The sequence below is a fragment of the Roseomonas sp. KE2513 genome (assembly GCF_016107305.1).
Classification (GTDB): Bacteria; Pseudomonadota; Alphaproteobacteria; order Acetobacterales; family Acetobacteraceae; genus Roseomonas.
Window position 1 is genome coordinate 148,394 of the sequence record NZ_RCVR01000004.1, and the last position, 13,381, is coordinate 161,774.

The 13,381-nt window shown below is 68.3% G+C and carries 12 protein-coding genes and 1 tRNA gene; 6 read left to right on the forward strand and 7 right to left on the reverse strand.

Features of this window, described 5'->3' with window-relative positions:
* Positions 1-109 precede the first annotated feature (109 nt).
* Genes D9599_RS05835 through D9599_RS05850 form a run of 4 tightly spaced genes read left to right on the forward strand, consistent with a single transcriptional unit; the run spans position 110 to position 3,100 of the window.
* Positions 110-331: a hypothetical protein gene (locus D9599_RS05835; RefSeq protein ID WP_198380283.1), complete on the forward strand. Its 222-nt coding sequence runs from the start codon at positions 110-112 to the stop codon at positions 329-331.
* Entirely contained in the window at positions 328-561 is a 234-nt protein-coding gene (locus D9599_RS05840; protein ID WP_198380284.1) for a hypothetical protein, read from the forward strand. The genes D9599_RS05835 and D9599_RS05840 overlap by 4 nt, the downstream gene beginning before the upstream one ends.
* On the forward strand, positions 558-1,547 hold the full coding sequence (locus tag D9599_RS05845) for a hypothetical protein (RefSeq protein WP_232480184.1): 990 nt from the start codon (positions 558-560) through the stop codon (positions 1,545-1,547). Before D9599_RS05840 ends, D9599_RS05845 begins: the two co-directional genes overlap by 4 nt.
* Entirely contained in the window at positions 1,547-3,100 is a 1,554-nt protein-coding gene (locus tag D9599_RS05850; RefSeq protein ID WP_198380286.1) for a DUF3987 domain-containing protein, read from the forward strand. Before D9599_RS05845 ends, D9599_RS05850 begins: the two co-directional genes overlap by 1 nt.
* A 464-nt stretch (positions 3,101-3,564) precedes the next feature.
* Here D9599_RS05850 and D9599_RS32415 read toward each other — a convergent pair whose 3' ends face one another.
* Positions 3,565-4,194, reverse strand: coding sequence for a PilZ domain-containing protein (locus tag D9599_RS32415; RefSeq protein WP_375373036.1), 630 nt, complete (start codon positions 4,192-4,194; stop codon positions 3,565-3,567).
* Positions 4,195-4,284: 90 nt separating this feature from the next.
* On the opposite strand from D9599_RS32415, the gene D9599_RS05860 reads away from it, so the two are divergent.
* Positions 4,285-4,458 carry a hypothetical protein gene (locus D9599_RS05860; RefSeq protein ID WP_198380288.1) on the forward strand — a complete coding sequence of 58 codons (174 nt, stop codon included), beginning with the start codon at positions 4,285-4,287 and terminating at the stop codon, positions 4,456-4,458.
* Positions 4,459-4,707: 249 nt separating this feature from the next.
* Here the strand turns inward: D9599_RS05860 and D9599_RS05865 are convergent.
* The 5 genes from D9599_RS05865 to ssb form a co-directional block, all read right to left on the reverse strand.
* Positions 4,708-4,783, reverse strand: a tRNA-Lys gene (locus tag D9599_RS05865).
* Between the two features lie 63 nt (positions 4,784-4,846).
* Entirely contained in the window at positions 4,847-5,419 is a 573-nt protein-coding gene (locus tag D9599_RS05870) for a peptidylprolyl isomerase (RefSeq protein ID WP_198380289.1), read from the reverse strand.
* A 40-nt stretch (positions 5,420-5,459) separates the two neighbouring features.
* Positions 5,460-5,963, reverse strand: a complete 504-nt coding sequence (coaD, locus tag D9599_RS05875; protein WP_198380290.1) for a pantetheine-phosphate adenylyltransferase — start codon at positions 5,961-5,963, stop codon at positions 5,460-5,462.
* Positions 5,956-8,646 (reverse strand): DNA gyrase subunit A, encoded by a 2,691-nt coding sequence (gyrA, locus tag D9599_RS05880; RefSeq protein ID WP_232480220.1) that lies wholly within the window; start codon positions 8,644-8,646, stop codon positions 5,956-5,958. Before gyrA ends, coaD begins: the two co-directional genes overlap by 8 nt.
* Positions 8,647-8,768: 122 nt before the next feature.
* Positions 8,769-9,326, reverse strand: coding sequence for a single-stranded DNA-binding protein (gene ssb, locus D9599_RS05885; protein WP_198380292.1), 558 nt, complete (start codon positions 9,324-9,326; stop codon positions 8,769-8,771).
* A 367-nt stretch (positions 9,327-9,693) separates the two neighbouring features.
* Between ssb and uvrA the strand changes: the two genes are divergently transcribed.
* On the forward strand, positions 9,694-12,567 hold the full coding sequence (gene uvrA, locus D9599_RS05890) for an excinuclease ABC subunit UvrA (RefSeq protein WP_309228561.1): 2,874 nt from the start codon (positions 9,694-9,696) through the stop codon (positions 12,565-12,567).
* 6 nt (positions 12,568-12,573) lie between these two features.
* On the opposite strand, the gene D9599_RS05895 is transcribed toward uvrA, so the two are convergent.
* Entirely contained in the window at positions 12,574-13,356 is a 783-nt protein-coding gene (locus D9599_RS05895) for a squalene/phytoene synthase family protein (RefSeq protein WP_198380294.1), read from the reverse strand.
* Positions 13,357-13,381 lie beyond the last annotated feature (25 nt).

Genomic DNA, 13,381 nt, shown 5'->3' on the forward strand with positions numbered 1-13,381 from the left:
CGGGACGTGTGCTGTGACCTACGCGAAAACGCTCTGACCATCCACATATAGCGCACTAACGCCGCTGCACCAACGCCCTTCCGCGCGTCCACCCCCTACGGAGGACGCGATGCGTTCTGACACCCCCACTACCGGCAAGGGCGGCACGCTGCTGCCCGCTTGCCGGCTCTACCGAAAGACCTCCGCCAAGGGCGCACATTACCTCACCGGCCGCCTCGGTGATTTGCGTGTGTTGGTGATGACCAAGCGCGATGGCGACGAGGGCGAGCACTCCCACACTCTTCTGATCGGGGAAGCCCTGCAGCGCGATGGCGCGCAGGTGGGACGGTGAGGCGCCCTCGTTTTGTGCAGCCCGGCCCTGACCTGTTCGCCTGGGCCGCTGCTCGCCACGCCAGCACGCGCCGCATCAACCCGCCGCGCATCATCCTTATGCCCGATGCCGCCGGTCCGGATGGCTTGCCGAGGGCTGGCCTGCTGCACCCGGGGGCACGCCTCCCGGTCCTGTATCCCACCCTTCCGGCGGCGCTCGCCGCGCTGGCCAGCATGGAGGCGCGCGCATGATGCCGCAGCCCAAGAACGGGGCTGGCGCCCCCTTGTCCTTCACCCTCGCGCACTCGCCGCAAGGCCTGCGCCTTTGCAAGACGCGCCACCCGGACGGCACCGAACGAAGTTACGACGATGCCAAGCACTTCAACCTGGCGCCGGCCTGCTTTGCCGATCTGCACGGGTTGGAAGCTCTGCTCCGCGACCTTGCTGCGCGGCCGGATACCTGCGTCCTGCGTGGCGCAATCGCCGATCGTAACCGCGTGCATGGCGTGCGCCGGCTGCTGCACCCGGACCGAGTAACAGGCGCCTTGCCGACGATTGCGCCGGCCTTGCGGGCGTGGGTGGCAACGGATCACGACAGCCTCCACGCACCGCCTGGTCTGGACCTGCACGACCTCCGGGCCTGTGCCGAGACGGCACGCGCCACCCTACCCGGGGCTTTCAGGGTCGCGGGGTGCATCTTCGCGGCCACCGCCGGGCACACTTTCAAGGCGGGGATCAGAATGCGGGGCTGGTTCCTGCTGGAACGCCCGTTGAGCAGCGCGGATGTCCGGCGGTGGCTGGCAGGGGTGAGTATCGATCACTCCACCCTACGTGACGCACAACCGATCTATACAGCGGCGCCCCGCTTCATCGGTGCCGCCGACCCGCTCCCTGATCGCTTCATTCGCTTACCGGGCCGCGCTCGGGTGCCGGTGCCGCCGCCGGACGCCTTGGCGCCCCCATCGCCGCTGCCAAAGCCACGGGCGGCACCCGGCAACATGAACAGCCAGTACGCAGCCACTCGCTTTGCCGCCCTGCTGCGCGAGGCCGCGCGCGGGGATGGCGAGCGGCACCCGCGCATCCTGTGGGCCGCCTGCCGGGTGGGCGAGATGATTGCAGCCGGTGAGCTGGGGCGCGGTCTCGCAACGCAAGCTCTGATCGACGCGGCGGAACTGTCGGGCTCGGCCAACGCCACCAAGACGGTGGTGGACGGCATCAGCATCGGGGAGGGCGCGTGATGGACGGCAGCACTGGACGCCACGACTTCCACCCCGAAGCCGCTGCTGCGGCGGCTGTGAAAGCGGCCCCTTGGCCTGCAACCGACGTGACGCCCGCAACGGCCGACACGCTCCCGGCGCCGCCCCTGCCGCTCGCGCTGTTCCCTGGCGCCTGGCCGGACTGGATCGGACGTGCGGCAGAGGTGAGCGGCGCCCCGGCGGATTACGTCGCCTGCGCGCTGATCGCTGCTGCCGGGGCAATGATCGGCAACGCGCGGTGGGGCGAGCCGCGGCCGGGCTGGCGCGAGCCGCCGATCCTGAACGTGGCGCTGGTGGGCAACCCGTCCTCGGGCAAGAGCCCGGCCCTGTCATCCGTCACAAGCCCGCTCGGGCAGATGGAGGCGGAGGACAATGCCGACCTCGACGGAAGGTGCGCCGACCACCGCCGACTGAAGCAGGCTGCCAAGGAGCACCGCGCCTTGTGGGAAGCCGAGGTGAGGGCGGCGGTGAAGGGAGGCACGCCACCGCCCTCGGAACCGAAGGACGCGCGCGACCCCGAAGAACCCACGGCGCGGCGCTTCAAGACAAGCGACCCAACCCGCGAGGCGGTCCGCGACTTGGCCGCCGCTAACCCGCGCGGGCTGCTCCTGATCCGGGACGAGCTGGCTGGCTGGATTGCTGGCATGGACCGCTACGGGAGCGGTGGCGGCGGCGGTGCGGATCGCGCCTTCTATCTGGAAGCCTGGAACGGGGCCGAACACGTCGCGGACCGGGTAAAGGACCGCGCGGAAGGGCGGCGTGGCGGCACGGTGATCCCGCACCTGACCGTCGGTATCCTGGGCGGCATCCAGCCCGACCGCGTGGCCTCCCTGTTGCTGTCCGGCGATGACGACGGGCTTGCGGCGCGCTTCCTCTACACTTGGCCCGACCCCGCGCCGATCAGCGACAATGACGTGCTTGCCGGCGACCTCTTCACGCTGGCCGCCCGTCGCCTGCGCGACCTCGACTGGAAAGGGCCGCATCCGGTGCTCCTACCCTTCACGGCACAGGCACGCGCTGACGTGCTCGCGTGGCGTCGTGAGGTGCGGGGCATGGAGGCAGGGGCGGGTGGCGCGTTCCTGTCATGGCTCGGGAAGCTACCGGGCTTTGGGGTGCGCCTTGCTGTCGTGTTCGCCCACTTGGCGTGGACCGGGATGGAAGGCGCGAGCGAACCGACCGAGGTGACGGAGGACGATACTGCCCGTGCCCTCGCCTTTCTTGCTGACTACGCCGTGCCCATGGCGCGGCGGGTGTTTGGGGAGGCCGCGTTGCCGCAGGCCGAGCGTGATGCCCGCACCCTCGCCCGCTGGTATCTGCGGCAGCCGGTGCCCCGACCCGAGACGCTAAACGCTCGCGGCTTGCGGCGCATGGGGAATGGCCCTGGCCTGCCAAATGCGGAGCGGATCGGCGGGGCGCTCGCAGAACTTGCGGAACTCGGTTGGGTGCGGCCAGACCCCACCCGCGCCGGGGAGCACGCTGGCCGGAGCCGTGGCGATTGGCGGGTGAACCCCGGCTTACAGCGGTGGCGGAAGTGACGGACTGGCGCGAGCGGGCGGCGCGGCTGCGTGGCGCCTCTGCGGCAGCCGCCCAAGGTTGGGCTGCTATTGGCACTAATGGCGCTTTTGGCATGGGGGTGGCGACAGCGGAGAGCACGGCTGACGATGTTGAACGAGTGGCGGTGGCAGAGCATTACGCCACCCCTTCTGACCCGCACGCTTACCACCCTAGCGACGTTGATCCTCTCCGAGACGGGCTGCTGATGGCGGCAACAACCCGCGCGCCAGCCTGGGCAGACCCAGCTGCAATCCCGTCTGCTGGCGCACGCTGCGGTTGCTGCGGTGGTGGGCGATGGTTGATGGAGATGGTTGATCCGAAGGGCTGGCGATGTGGGACCTGTCACCCCGCTGCGCCAAACCTTGTGGTGACCATGCGTCAGACTTGATGGTCAGCCCTGACAGCAAGCCCCATGCAGCGGCGCGCGTCAGTGTTTCCACCCTTGTTACCCGCCACTGGCCACGAAAGGTCCTGATGTGAATTCGAACCCAGCGCGGGTGCCGTTCACCCACCTGCATCGTGCGCGATAATTTGACCCGTCCTCTACCTTCAGGACACCAGCCTCCATGAAGGGTACGGGGTGAGAGGTCGCTACCTGAGCACCGCCCTCCGACAGGTCGACTATGGTGCAATCGACGAAAGAGTCTCCGAGAAGAAGCTGCGCGCTCAGATGAACCCAACGCCGAGGCCACCGGCGCCTCTCTTCGTAGGCGCGAGGGTTCTCAGGACTTTGTTCCTTTGGTCGAATTATTTTTTCTTGCCGACTGATTTCAGCTTCCAACACACAGGCGAAGCGAGCCCGATCCTTCGTTTTGTCGATAACAGATCCCGTCATAGGGGTCTCAGCGAGCACCTTCGCCATCTGCCACCGCAGGGTCCGAAGGACCTCCCCCAAATCCTGGTCATGTTCACGACGAGAGAGCAGCCTCCTCAGCGATTCGGAAACAACTGCTTGAAGAGGGTCTTCGCCCGGTGCGTCCAGCCCGTCCTTCATGTCTTCCTCTCGGCTACCGCAATGGTCCGTTCCTAACGCAAAGGCCCTTGGAATGTCCTCCATCGGCATGCGCGGTAACATATGTTGGTGCCACGTCGCCTGCGGCGACCCAGATAGGAATGATGTGTTTAGTCGACCGTCCAGAACATTAACAAATGAACAGGTCACCCAATGCCGATCGATCCGGTTAGGAACGCCACGGCAGTGAGTGGCAGTGACAAGAATCCGGAATCGTTCGTCAAAGCTGCTCAGGAACTAGCGGAATTTGCGCGGCTGCATGACCTCAGCACGGCCGACGCGCTGCTCACGGAACTCCTCGCAGTCCTGTTCGCCCCTAAGAAGTAGCCGGTTTCGGACGGATTAGGAGGTGGTGCGTCTCAAGCGCACTAAGCCTCTCGGACCCACCGACGTGGGTGGCGGCGCAATTTCCCGAATAAGAGCTGCGCATGGACGCGTATCGTTTGAAGAATGTGGTGGCCGACGGCAGGCTTCTCCCCCGCTCACCAATGAACCATTCTGGTGTGAGTGTCCGGGCAATGTCCGGGCGGAGATTATGGCCGCGACCCCAATCAAGCCAGATATCCTATAGTTTCTTGGTGCGCCCGCTGGGGCTCGAACCCAGGACCCCAAGATTAAAAGTCTCGTGCTCTACCGACTGAGCTACAGGCGCGCGCCGCCGCTCCTATGGGAAGCGCGCGCCCCTGCTGTCAAGACAGCGTCAGCAATGCGCCGCTCAGGCGACGCCCGCCGGGCGCATCTTCACGATGCGATCAGGGTTCTGCACCTGGCCGTTGCTCCCGCTGCCGCGCTTGATCTTGTCCACGATCTCCATGCCCGCGGTTACCCGGCCCCAGATCGTGTACTGGCCGTCGAGGCTCGGATACGGTCCGAACATGATGAAGAACTGGCTGTTCGCGCTATTCGGGTCGCCCGAGCGCGCCATGCCGCAGGTGCCGCGCAGGAAGCGCGCCTTGGCCGGAGGCGAGAACTCCGCGGGAACATTGGGAAGCTGGCTGCCACCCGTGCCCGTGCCCGTGGGGTCGCCGCCCTGGGCCATGAAGCCCTCGATCACGCGGTGGAAGGGCGTGTTGTCATAGAAACCCTGCGCGGAGAGCGTCTTGATGCGCTCCACATGCTTCGGCGCGAGGTCCGGCCGCAGCTCGATCGTCACCCGCCCGTCCTTCAGGTCGAGATAGAGGGTGTTGTCGGCATTGGCCTGGGCCTCGGCCTCATTGGTGGTGGCGTCGCTCATCATGGCTCCCGTGGCGGTGGCGATCGAAGTGGCGATCAGGGTCCGGCGCTGCATGGCCTTCGCTTCCCGGATGGTTTGGCTGTTGCGCCGCCCTTCAGGTGGGGCGGACGCGGGCGAGCGTGCGCTCATGCGTCAATTGGGGCACGAAGCTCGAAATGTCTCCCCCCAGGCGCGCGATCTCTTTCACGAAGCGCGAGGAGATGAACTGGTTAGTCTCGCTGGCCATGAGGAAGACCGTCTCGACCCCAGGGTCCAGGCGCCGGTTCATTCCGGCCATCTGCACCTCGTAGTCGAAGTCCGATACGGCACGAAGACCACGCACGATCATGCCGGCGCCGTGCTCCCGCGCCAGCGTGACCAACAACCCCTCGAAGGGCACTACCTCGATTGTAGCGCCCGTGGCGGCCGCGATGCTGTCCGTCTCGGCCCGCACCAGCTCCACCCGCTCCTCAATTGGGAAGATCGGGCCCTTGCCGGCATTCATGGCCACCCCGATCACCAGCCGGTCCAGCAGGCGCGCGGCCCGCTGGATCACGTCGATATGCCCGTTCGTCACGGGGTCGAAGGTGCCGGGATAGACCCCGATCCGCTCAGGCATCGCCGACAACCACCCCGTCATCGACCACTGGGAAGCAGGAGGTCACGGCCTCCCCCTTGTCCAGGCGAAAAAGGGTCACGCCGGCGGCCCCGCGGCCCATTACCCGCACCTGGTCGGCGGGCAGGCGGATCAGGCGGCCGTTGTCGGTCACCAGCATCACATCGTCGCCCTGTCGCACCGGGAATGTCGCAACCGCCGCGTGGCCCTTGTTACGGCCGAGCGGGATGCTCGAGATGCCCTGCCCGCCGCGCCCGCTGCGACGGTATTCATAGGCCGAGGCGCGCTTGCCGAAGCCGGTATCCGTCACGATCAGCAGGATCTCCTCGGCCCGCTCCAGCTCCTCCGCGCGCTCGGCGCTGAGCGCCACCTCCTCGGTGGTCTCTTCGCCCTCCTCGACGGCGGGCGTTGGATCCTCGGCGCCCGCCTCCCCGGCCTGGTCTCCCACCTGCTCCCCCTGGGCCCGCCGCTTCGCCGCGGCGAGCTTGAGATAGGCCGTCCGCTCGCCCGGCGTCGCCGGCACGTTGCGCAGCACCGAGAGTGCGATCACCGCATCCCCCTTGCCCACGAGCTTGATGCCCCGCACACCCGTCGAATCACGGCCGGCGAAGACGCGCAGCACCCCCTCCTCCGCCGTGAAGCGGATGGCGCGGCCGAGGCGCGTCGCCAGCAGGATGTCGTCGCCCTCCCGGCAGGTCTGCACGCCCACCAGGCTGTCGCCCTCGTCGAGCTTCATCGCGATCAGCCCCGCCGCCCGCACGTTGCGGAAGTCGGAAAGCCGGTTGCGCCGCACATTACCGCCCTCAGTCGCGAAGACGAGATGCAGGTTCTCCCACAGGCTCTCGTCCTGCGGTAGCGGCAGCACCGCCGTCACCGTTTCGCCGTCCTGCAGCTGCAGAAGCTGGCGCAGCGAGCGGCCGCGGGCCGTCGGCCCCGCCTCGGGCAGGCGCCAGATCTTCTCGCGGAAGGCAATGCCGCGGCTGGTGAAGAACAGCACGTGCTGGTGCGTGTGCGCATTGAAGCTGCGGATGACGACGTCGTCCTCGCGCGTGCCGGCCGCGCTGCGCCCGCGCCCGCCCCGGTTCTGCGCCCGGAAGGTCTCGAGCGGCGTGCGCTTGACGTAGCCATCCCGCGTCATCGTCACGACCATCAGGCCCGGCTCGATCAGGCTCTCGTCGTCCTGGTCGGACACTCCGTCGAGGATGGAGGTCAGGCGCGGCACCGCGATCTGCGCGCGCACCTCGGCCAGCTCCTGCGCCATCAGCTCCAGCCGCCGCGGGCGGGAGGAGAGTATGTCCAGCAGCTCGCGGATGCTGACCGCGATCTCGTCCAACTCCTGGATGATCTTCTCGCGCTCAAGCCCCGTCAGGCGCCGCAGCGTCAGCTCCAGAATGCCGCGCGCCTGCGCCTCGGTCAGCCGCACCGTGTCGCCGGTCACCACGTTGCCGGCATCGTCCACCAGCGCCAGGAGCGCGCCCACGTCGCCCGCCGGCCAGTCGGTCGCCATCAGCGCCTCGCGCGCGGCCGCCGCATCGGCGCTCGCACGGATGACGCGGATCACCTCGTCGATATTGGCCACCGCAATGGCCAAGCCAATCAGGATGTGCCCGCGGTCGCGCGCCTTGGTCAGGCGGAAGCGGCTGCGGCGGGTGATCACCTCCTCGCGGAATCGGATAAAGGCGCTGAGCGCGTCGCGCAGCCCCATCTGCCGCGGCGTGCCGTCGTCCAGCGCCAGGAAGTTCACGGGGAAGGACGTCTGCAGGTTCGTGAAGCGGTAGAGCTGGTTCAGCACCACCTCCGCCGTTGCGTCCTTCTTCACCTCGATGACGATCCGCATGCCGTCACGGTCGCTCTCGTCCCGCAGGTCGGAGATGCCCTCCACCTGCTTCGCGCGTGCCAGCTCCGCAATGCGCTCGATCAGGGAGGCCTTGTTCACCTGATACGGCACCTCGGAGACGACGATCGCCTGCCGTCCGCCGCGCATCTCCTCGATCTCGCAGCGCGCGCGCACCGGAATGGACCCGCGCCCGGTCTCGAAAGCCGCCCGTATACCCGCGCGGCCGAGGATGAGCCCGCCCGTCGGGAAGTCGGGCCCCGGCATGATCTCCATCAATCGCTCGAGCGTTACCTCGGGATCGGCGATCATCGCGAGCGTCGCGTCGATCACCTCGCCGGGGTTGTGCGGCGGGATGTTCGTCGCCATGCCGACCGCAATGCCGTTCGAGCCGTTGACGAGAAGGTTTGGATACGCCGCGGGCAGCACGCGCGGCTCCTCCGCGCTCTCGTCATAGTTCGGCTGAAAATCAACCGTGTCCTCGTCGATCCCTGCCAGCAGCGCCGTCGCGGACTTCGCCAGCCGCGCCTCGGTGTAGCGCATCGCCGCTGCGGGATCGCCGTCCATGCTGCCGAAGTTGCCCTGCCCGTCGATCAGCGGCACGCGCATGGCAAAGGGCTGCGCCATCCGCACCATGGCGTCGTAGATCGCGCTGTCGCCGTGCGGGTGGTACTTACCCATCACGTCGCCGACCACGCGGGCCGACTTCTTGTAGGGCTTGTCGGCCGTGAAGCCGTTCTCGTTCATCGCGAACAGGATACGCCGGTGCACGGGCTTCAGCCCGTCCCGCGCGTCCGGTAGCGCGCGGGAGACGATCACGCTCATCGCGTAATCGAGGTAGGAGCGACGCATCTCCGCCTCGATCGTCACCGGCCGCGTCTCGTCCGGGGCCCGCTCGTCGGAAGGGCCGCCGCTCTCGGTATCGCTCACTTATCGGTATCCAGAAAGATCAGAGAGGGATCGCCCGAGGGCGCTCAAAACGGGATGTCGTCGTCGAGGTCAGCCTTTGGCGCGTCCCAGCCGCCACCACCGCCGCCGCCGCTGCGCGCCGGCTTGGAAGCCCCGCCCGAGGAGCCGCCGCGCCCGCCATAGCCGCCACCCGAGGAACCGCCGCCGTAGCCGCCGCGCTCGGCGCGGTCCCCGCCGTAGCCGCCGCCGGCCTCGTCGCCGCCGCCGCCCTGGCCGCGGCCGCCGATCAGCGTCAGCTCGCCCCGGAACTGGCGCAGCACGATCTCTGTCGAGTAGCGGTCCTGCCCGTCCTGACCCTGGTACTTCCGCGTCTCGATCTGGCCCTCAAGATAGACCTCGCTGCCCTTCTTCAGATAGCGCTCGGCGATCTCACCCAGCTTCTCGTTGAAGATGGCCACCTTGTGCCACTCCGTCCGCTCTTGCTGGTTACCCTCGCGGTCCTTGTAGCGCTCGCTCGTCGCAACGGTGAGGTTCACGACCTTGCCGCCGTTCTGGAAGTTGCGGACCTCCGGGTCCTTTCCCAGGCGCCCCAGGATGATCGCCTTGTTGACGCTGCCGGCCATTCTACCCACATCCTCGAAAGGCCGGGCGAGCCCGGCCGAAACCTTCTATGGACCCGGCGACCCGCGCCGCCACCGAATCCTTCAACATTCTCCGCAGCCGCAAAATCCCCTTGGGATTCGCATGCGGGCCGACGAAGCTACCCTCCGGGGGCCGGCGAGGCCACCCCTTAGGGGGTGACAAAGCCGGCCCCCGGAGAGGCCTGGGCAGGGGCGCCCCCCGGCGACCCCTTCCCGTCACCATTATATGGTGGCACACACCCAAGAACACAATGCGAACAGAGGCCCCGTTCCCTTGCCCGACAGCCTGCCCGAGACCGCCTCGAACTTGACGGGCGCCAACCGCCTAGCCAACCGCGGCAGCCTGGAGATCGGCACCGGTGGCCATATCCGCATCCGGGGGGCCCGGCAGCACAACCTCAAGAACATCGACCTCGACCTCCCCAAAGGAACGCTGACGGTCATCACTGGCGTCTCGGGCTCGGGCAAGTCCTCCCTGGCTTTCGATACGATCTACGCCGAGGGCCAGCGCCGCTACGTCGAGAGCCTTTCGGCCTACGCCCGCCAGTTCCTCGAGCTCCAGCAGAAGCCGGACGTGGACAGCATCGAGGGCCTCTCCCCGGCCATCTCGATCGAGCAGAAGACCACCTCCCATAACCCTCGTTCCACCGTCGGCACGGTGACGGAGATCGCGGACTACACCCGCCTCCTCTGGGCACGGGTCGGTATCCCCTACTCCCCTACGACCGGCCTGCCGATCGAGGCCCAGACGATCTCCCAGATGGTGGACCGGGTCATGGCCATGCCCGAGGGCACGCGCCTGCTCATCCTCGCCCCCGTCGCCCGCGGCAAGAAGGGCGAGTGGAAGAAGGAGTTGGCCGAGCTCCAGCGCCGCGGCTTCGAGCGGGTGAAGGTGAACGGGACCCTTTACCGGATCGAGGAGGTCCCCGCCCTCGACAAGAAGAAGAAGCACGACATCGAGGCCGTGGTGGACCGCGTCGTCGTGCGCGAGGGCGCTGGCCAGCGCCTGGCCGACAGCTTCGAGACAGCCCTCGGTCTCTCGGACGGCGTCGTCTACCTCGAGGGCGCCGATAACGGGGAGCGGACCGTCTTCTCCTCCCGCTTCGCCTGCCCGGAATCCGGCTTCACGATCGAGGAGATCGAGCCCCGCCTCTTCTCCTTCAACTCCCCCCAGGGCGCCTGCCCCGCCTGCGACGGCCTGGGCAGCGAGACCTTCTTCGACGCTGCCCTGGTGGTGCCCGACGACGCCAAGTCCATCGCCGAAGGGGCCGTGGCCGCCTGGGCCGGCGGCGCCTCCTCCCCCTATTATGACCAGACGCTCGACAGCCTGGCCCGCCACTTCAAGGTCTCCACGAACACCCCTTGGGCGGACCTCGCCCGTCCCGTGCGCGACGCCATCCTCGAGGGCACGAAGGAGGTCATCACCCTCCGCTACAAGGACGGCCTGCGCGCTTACGAGGTAAAGAAGCCCTTCGAGGGCGTCATCCCTAACCTCGAGCGGCGCCTGCGCGAGACCGACAACCCCTGGATTCGGGAAGACCTCAGCCGCTATCAATCCCAGCGCCCCTGCCATGTCTGCAAGGGTGCCCGCCTGAAGCCGGAGGCCCTGGCCGTGAAGGTGGCCGGCCTCAACATCGCGGAATCCTCGGACCTCTCTATCCGCAAGGCCATGGAGTGGTTCGCCGGCGTCTATGACCAGCTCACCCCGCAGCGCCAGGAGATCGCCCGCCGCATCCTGCGCGAGATCAACGACCGCCTGCGCTTCCTCGTGGATGTGGGCCTCGACTACCTCACCCTCGCCCGCGGCAGCGCCACCCTCTCGGGCGGCGAGAGCCAGCGCATCCGCCTCGCCTCTCAGATCGGCAGCGGCCTGACGGGCGTGCTCTACGTGCTGGACGAGCCCTCTATCGGCCTGCATCAGCGCGATAACGAGCGCCTGCTCGGCACCCTCCGCCGCCTTCGCGACATCGGCAACACCGTGCTGGTGGTCGAGCACGACGAGGACGCCATCCGCGCCGCGGACTACCTCGTGGATATCGGCCCCACGGCCGGTAAGGGCGGCGGGAGCATCATCGCCCACGGCACGCCCGCGGAGGTCGCGGCCAATCCGGACAGCATCACCGGCGCCTACATGTCCGGTCGCCGCTCCATCCCCGTGCCGGAGACGCGTCGCGCGTCGGACCCCAAGCGCCAGCTCCGCGTGGTCGGCGCCAGCGGTAACAACCTCAAGAACGTCACGGCCAGCCTGCCCATCGGCACCTTCGCCTGCGTCACCGGTGTCTCCGGCGGCGGCAAGTCCACGCTAGTGATCGAGACGCTCTACAAGGCCGCCGCCCGCCGCCTAATGGGCGCCGGCACCGTTCCCGCCCCGCACGAGCGGCTGGAGGGGCTGGAGCACCTCGATAAGATCATTGACATCGACCAGTCGCCGATCGGCCGCACGCCCCGCTCCAACCCCGCGACATACACCGGCCTCTTCGCTCCCATCCGAGACTGGTTCGCGGAACTCCCGGACAGCCGCGCCCGCGGCTACAAGTCCGGCCGTTTCTCCTTCAACGTGAAGGGTGGCCGCTGCGAGGCCTGCGGCGGCGACGGCCTCCTCAAGATCGAGATGCACTTCCTGCCGGACGTCTACGTCACCTGCGACACCTGCAAGGGCAAGCGTTACAACCGCGAGACGCTGGAGGTGAAGTTCCGCGGCAAGTCCATCTCGGACGTGCTGGACATGACCGTGGACGAGGGACTGGAGTTCTTCTCCGCCGTCCCGGCCATCCGGGACAAGCTGAAGGTGCTGAGCGAAGTCGGCCTCGGCTACATCCATCTCGGCCAGCAGGCCACCACCCTCTCGGGCGGCGAGGCGCAGCGCATCAAGCTGGCCAAGGAACTCTCCCGCCGCGCCACTGGCCGTACCCTCTACATCCTCGACGAGCCGACCACCGGCCTGCACTTCGAGGATGTCCGCAAGCTGCTGGAAGTACTCCACGCCCTTGTCGCCCAGGGCAACACGGTCGTGGTGATCGAGCACAACCTGGAGGTGATCAAGACCGCCGACTGGCTGCTCGACATGGGCCCGGAAGGCGGCGACGGCGGCGGCAGGATCGTGGCGGAGGGCACCCCGGAAGAGGTGGTGGCCAATCCGGAGAGCCATACCGGCCGCTTCCTCGCACCGCTTCTCGCGGGGCGCGCCGTCCCAGCACCGTCCAAGCGCCGCAAGCGGGCCTAGGGCGGCTCAGACCCGGCCGCGCCACCCCGCCCAGGTCACGGCGAGCCGGTCCCCCAGTCCGCGCGGGCCGGGCGCCTCTCCCGGCTGCCAACCGGGCGAGAGAACACTCCGCAGGTCCCGCCCGGCGAGCACGCCCGGGAGGGCCGCGGCCACCGCGCGGGCAGGGAGCGATGCCAGGGCCCTGCGCCCCGCTTCCAGCAGGTTGAGCCCGTCCCGCGCGAGCGCTCGCGCAGCCTCTGCCGGTTCCGCATGGGGCGGCAGGGGGTCGCGCTTCTGGGCGGCCAGCGCGGCGAGGCTCCGGAGCGTGCCGCCGATCCCGTAGGCCGTGCCGACCTGCCGCAGACCCGTCAGGAAGGGCTCGGTAACCCCGAGCACCCGCCCCATCTCAGCCGCCATTCCCCCCGCCGTGGCCCGCATCCGCTCCGCCAGCGGGACGGCCTCTTCCCCGACTTCCTCCATCTCGCGGCCCTCTACCATTTCTAGCAAGGCCTCGGGGTCCAGCCGGCCCTCGCGGATGGCGGCGGAAAGGGGGGATGCCACCTCGTGCCGCCGCGGCGGGGCACCGGCGGCGGCCTCCTCCACCACCTCCCGCCACCATTGGAGGCGGATCATGGCCATCATCGGCTCCCGCGCCGCCTCCCTCGCGCGCGCCAATTCGTGGTTGAAGGCAATAAGGGTGAAGATCGTCTCGCGCTCCGCCGCTGGCGCGAAAAGCGCGCAGAGAAAGCGGTCGGGATCGTGCTGCCGGGCAAAACCGGCCAGGCCCGGCAGGTCGGGGTTGGGGTCCATCCGCGCGAATTGGACCCCCCATCCC

Coding starts and splice junctions, on each gene's coding strand:
- D9599_RS05835 (WP_198380283.1), top strand. CDS start 110: ATGCGTTCTGACACCCCCACTACCGGCAAGGGCGGCACGCTGCTGCCC.
- D9599_RS05845 (WP_232480184.1), top strand. CDS start 558: ATGATGCCGCAGCCCAAGAACGGGGCTGGCGCCCCCTTGTCCTTCACC.
- D9599_RS05850 (WP_198380286.1), top strand. CDS start 1,547: ATGGACGGCAGCACTGGACGCCACGACTTCCACCCCGAAGCCGCTGCT.
- D9599_RS32415 (WP_375373036.1), bottom strand. CDS start 4,194: ATGTTACCGCGCATGCCGATGGAGGACATTCCAAGGGCCTTTGCGTTA.
- D9599_RS05860 (WP_198380288.1), top strand. CDS start 4,285: ATGCCGATCGATCCGGTTAGGAACGCCACGGCAGTGAGTGGCAGTGAC.
- D9599_RS05870 (WP_198380289.1), bottom strand. CDS start 5,419: ATGCAGCGCCGGACCCTGATCGCCACTTCGATCGCCACCGCCACGGGA.
- coaD (WP_198380290.1), bottom strand. CDS start 5,963: ATGCCTGAGCGGATCGGGGTCTATCCCGGCACCTTCGACCCCGTGACG.
- gyrA (WP_232480220.1), bottom strand. CDS start 8,646: ATGCGTCGCTCCTACCTCGATTACGCGATGAGCGTGATCGTCTCCCGC.
- ssb (WP_198380292.1), bottom strand. CDS start 9,326: ATGGCCGGCAGCGTCAACAAGGCGATCATCCTGGGGCGCCTGGGAAAG.
- D9599_RS05895 (WP_198380294.1), bottom strand. CDS start 13,356: ATGGACCCCAACCCCGACCTGCCGGGCCTGGCCGGTTTTGCCCGGCAG.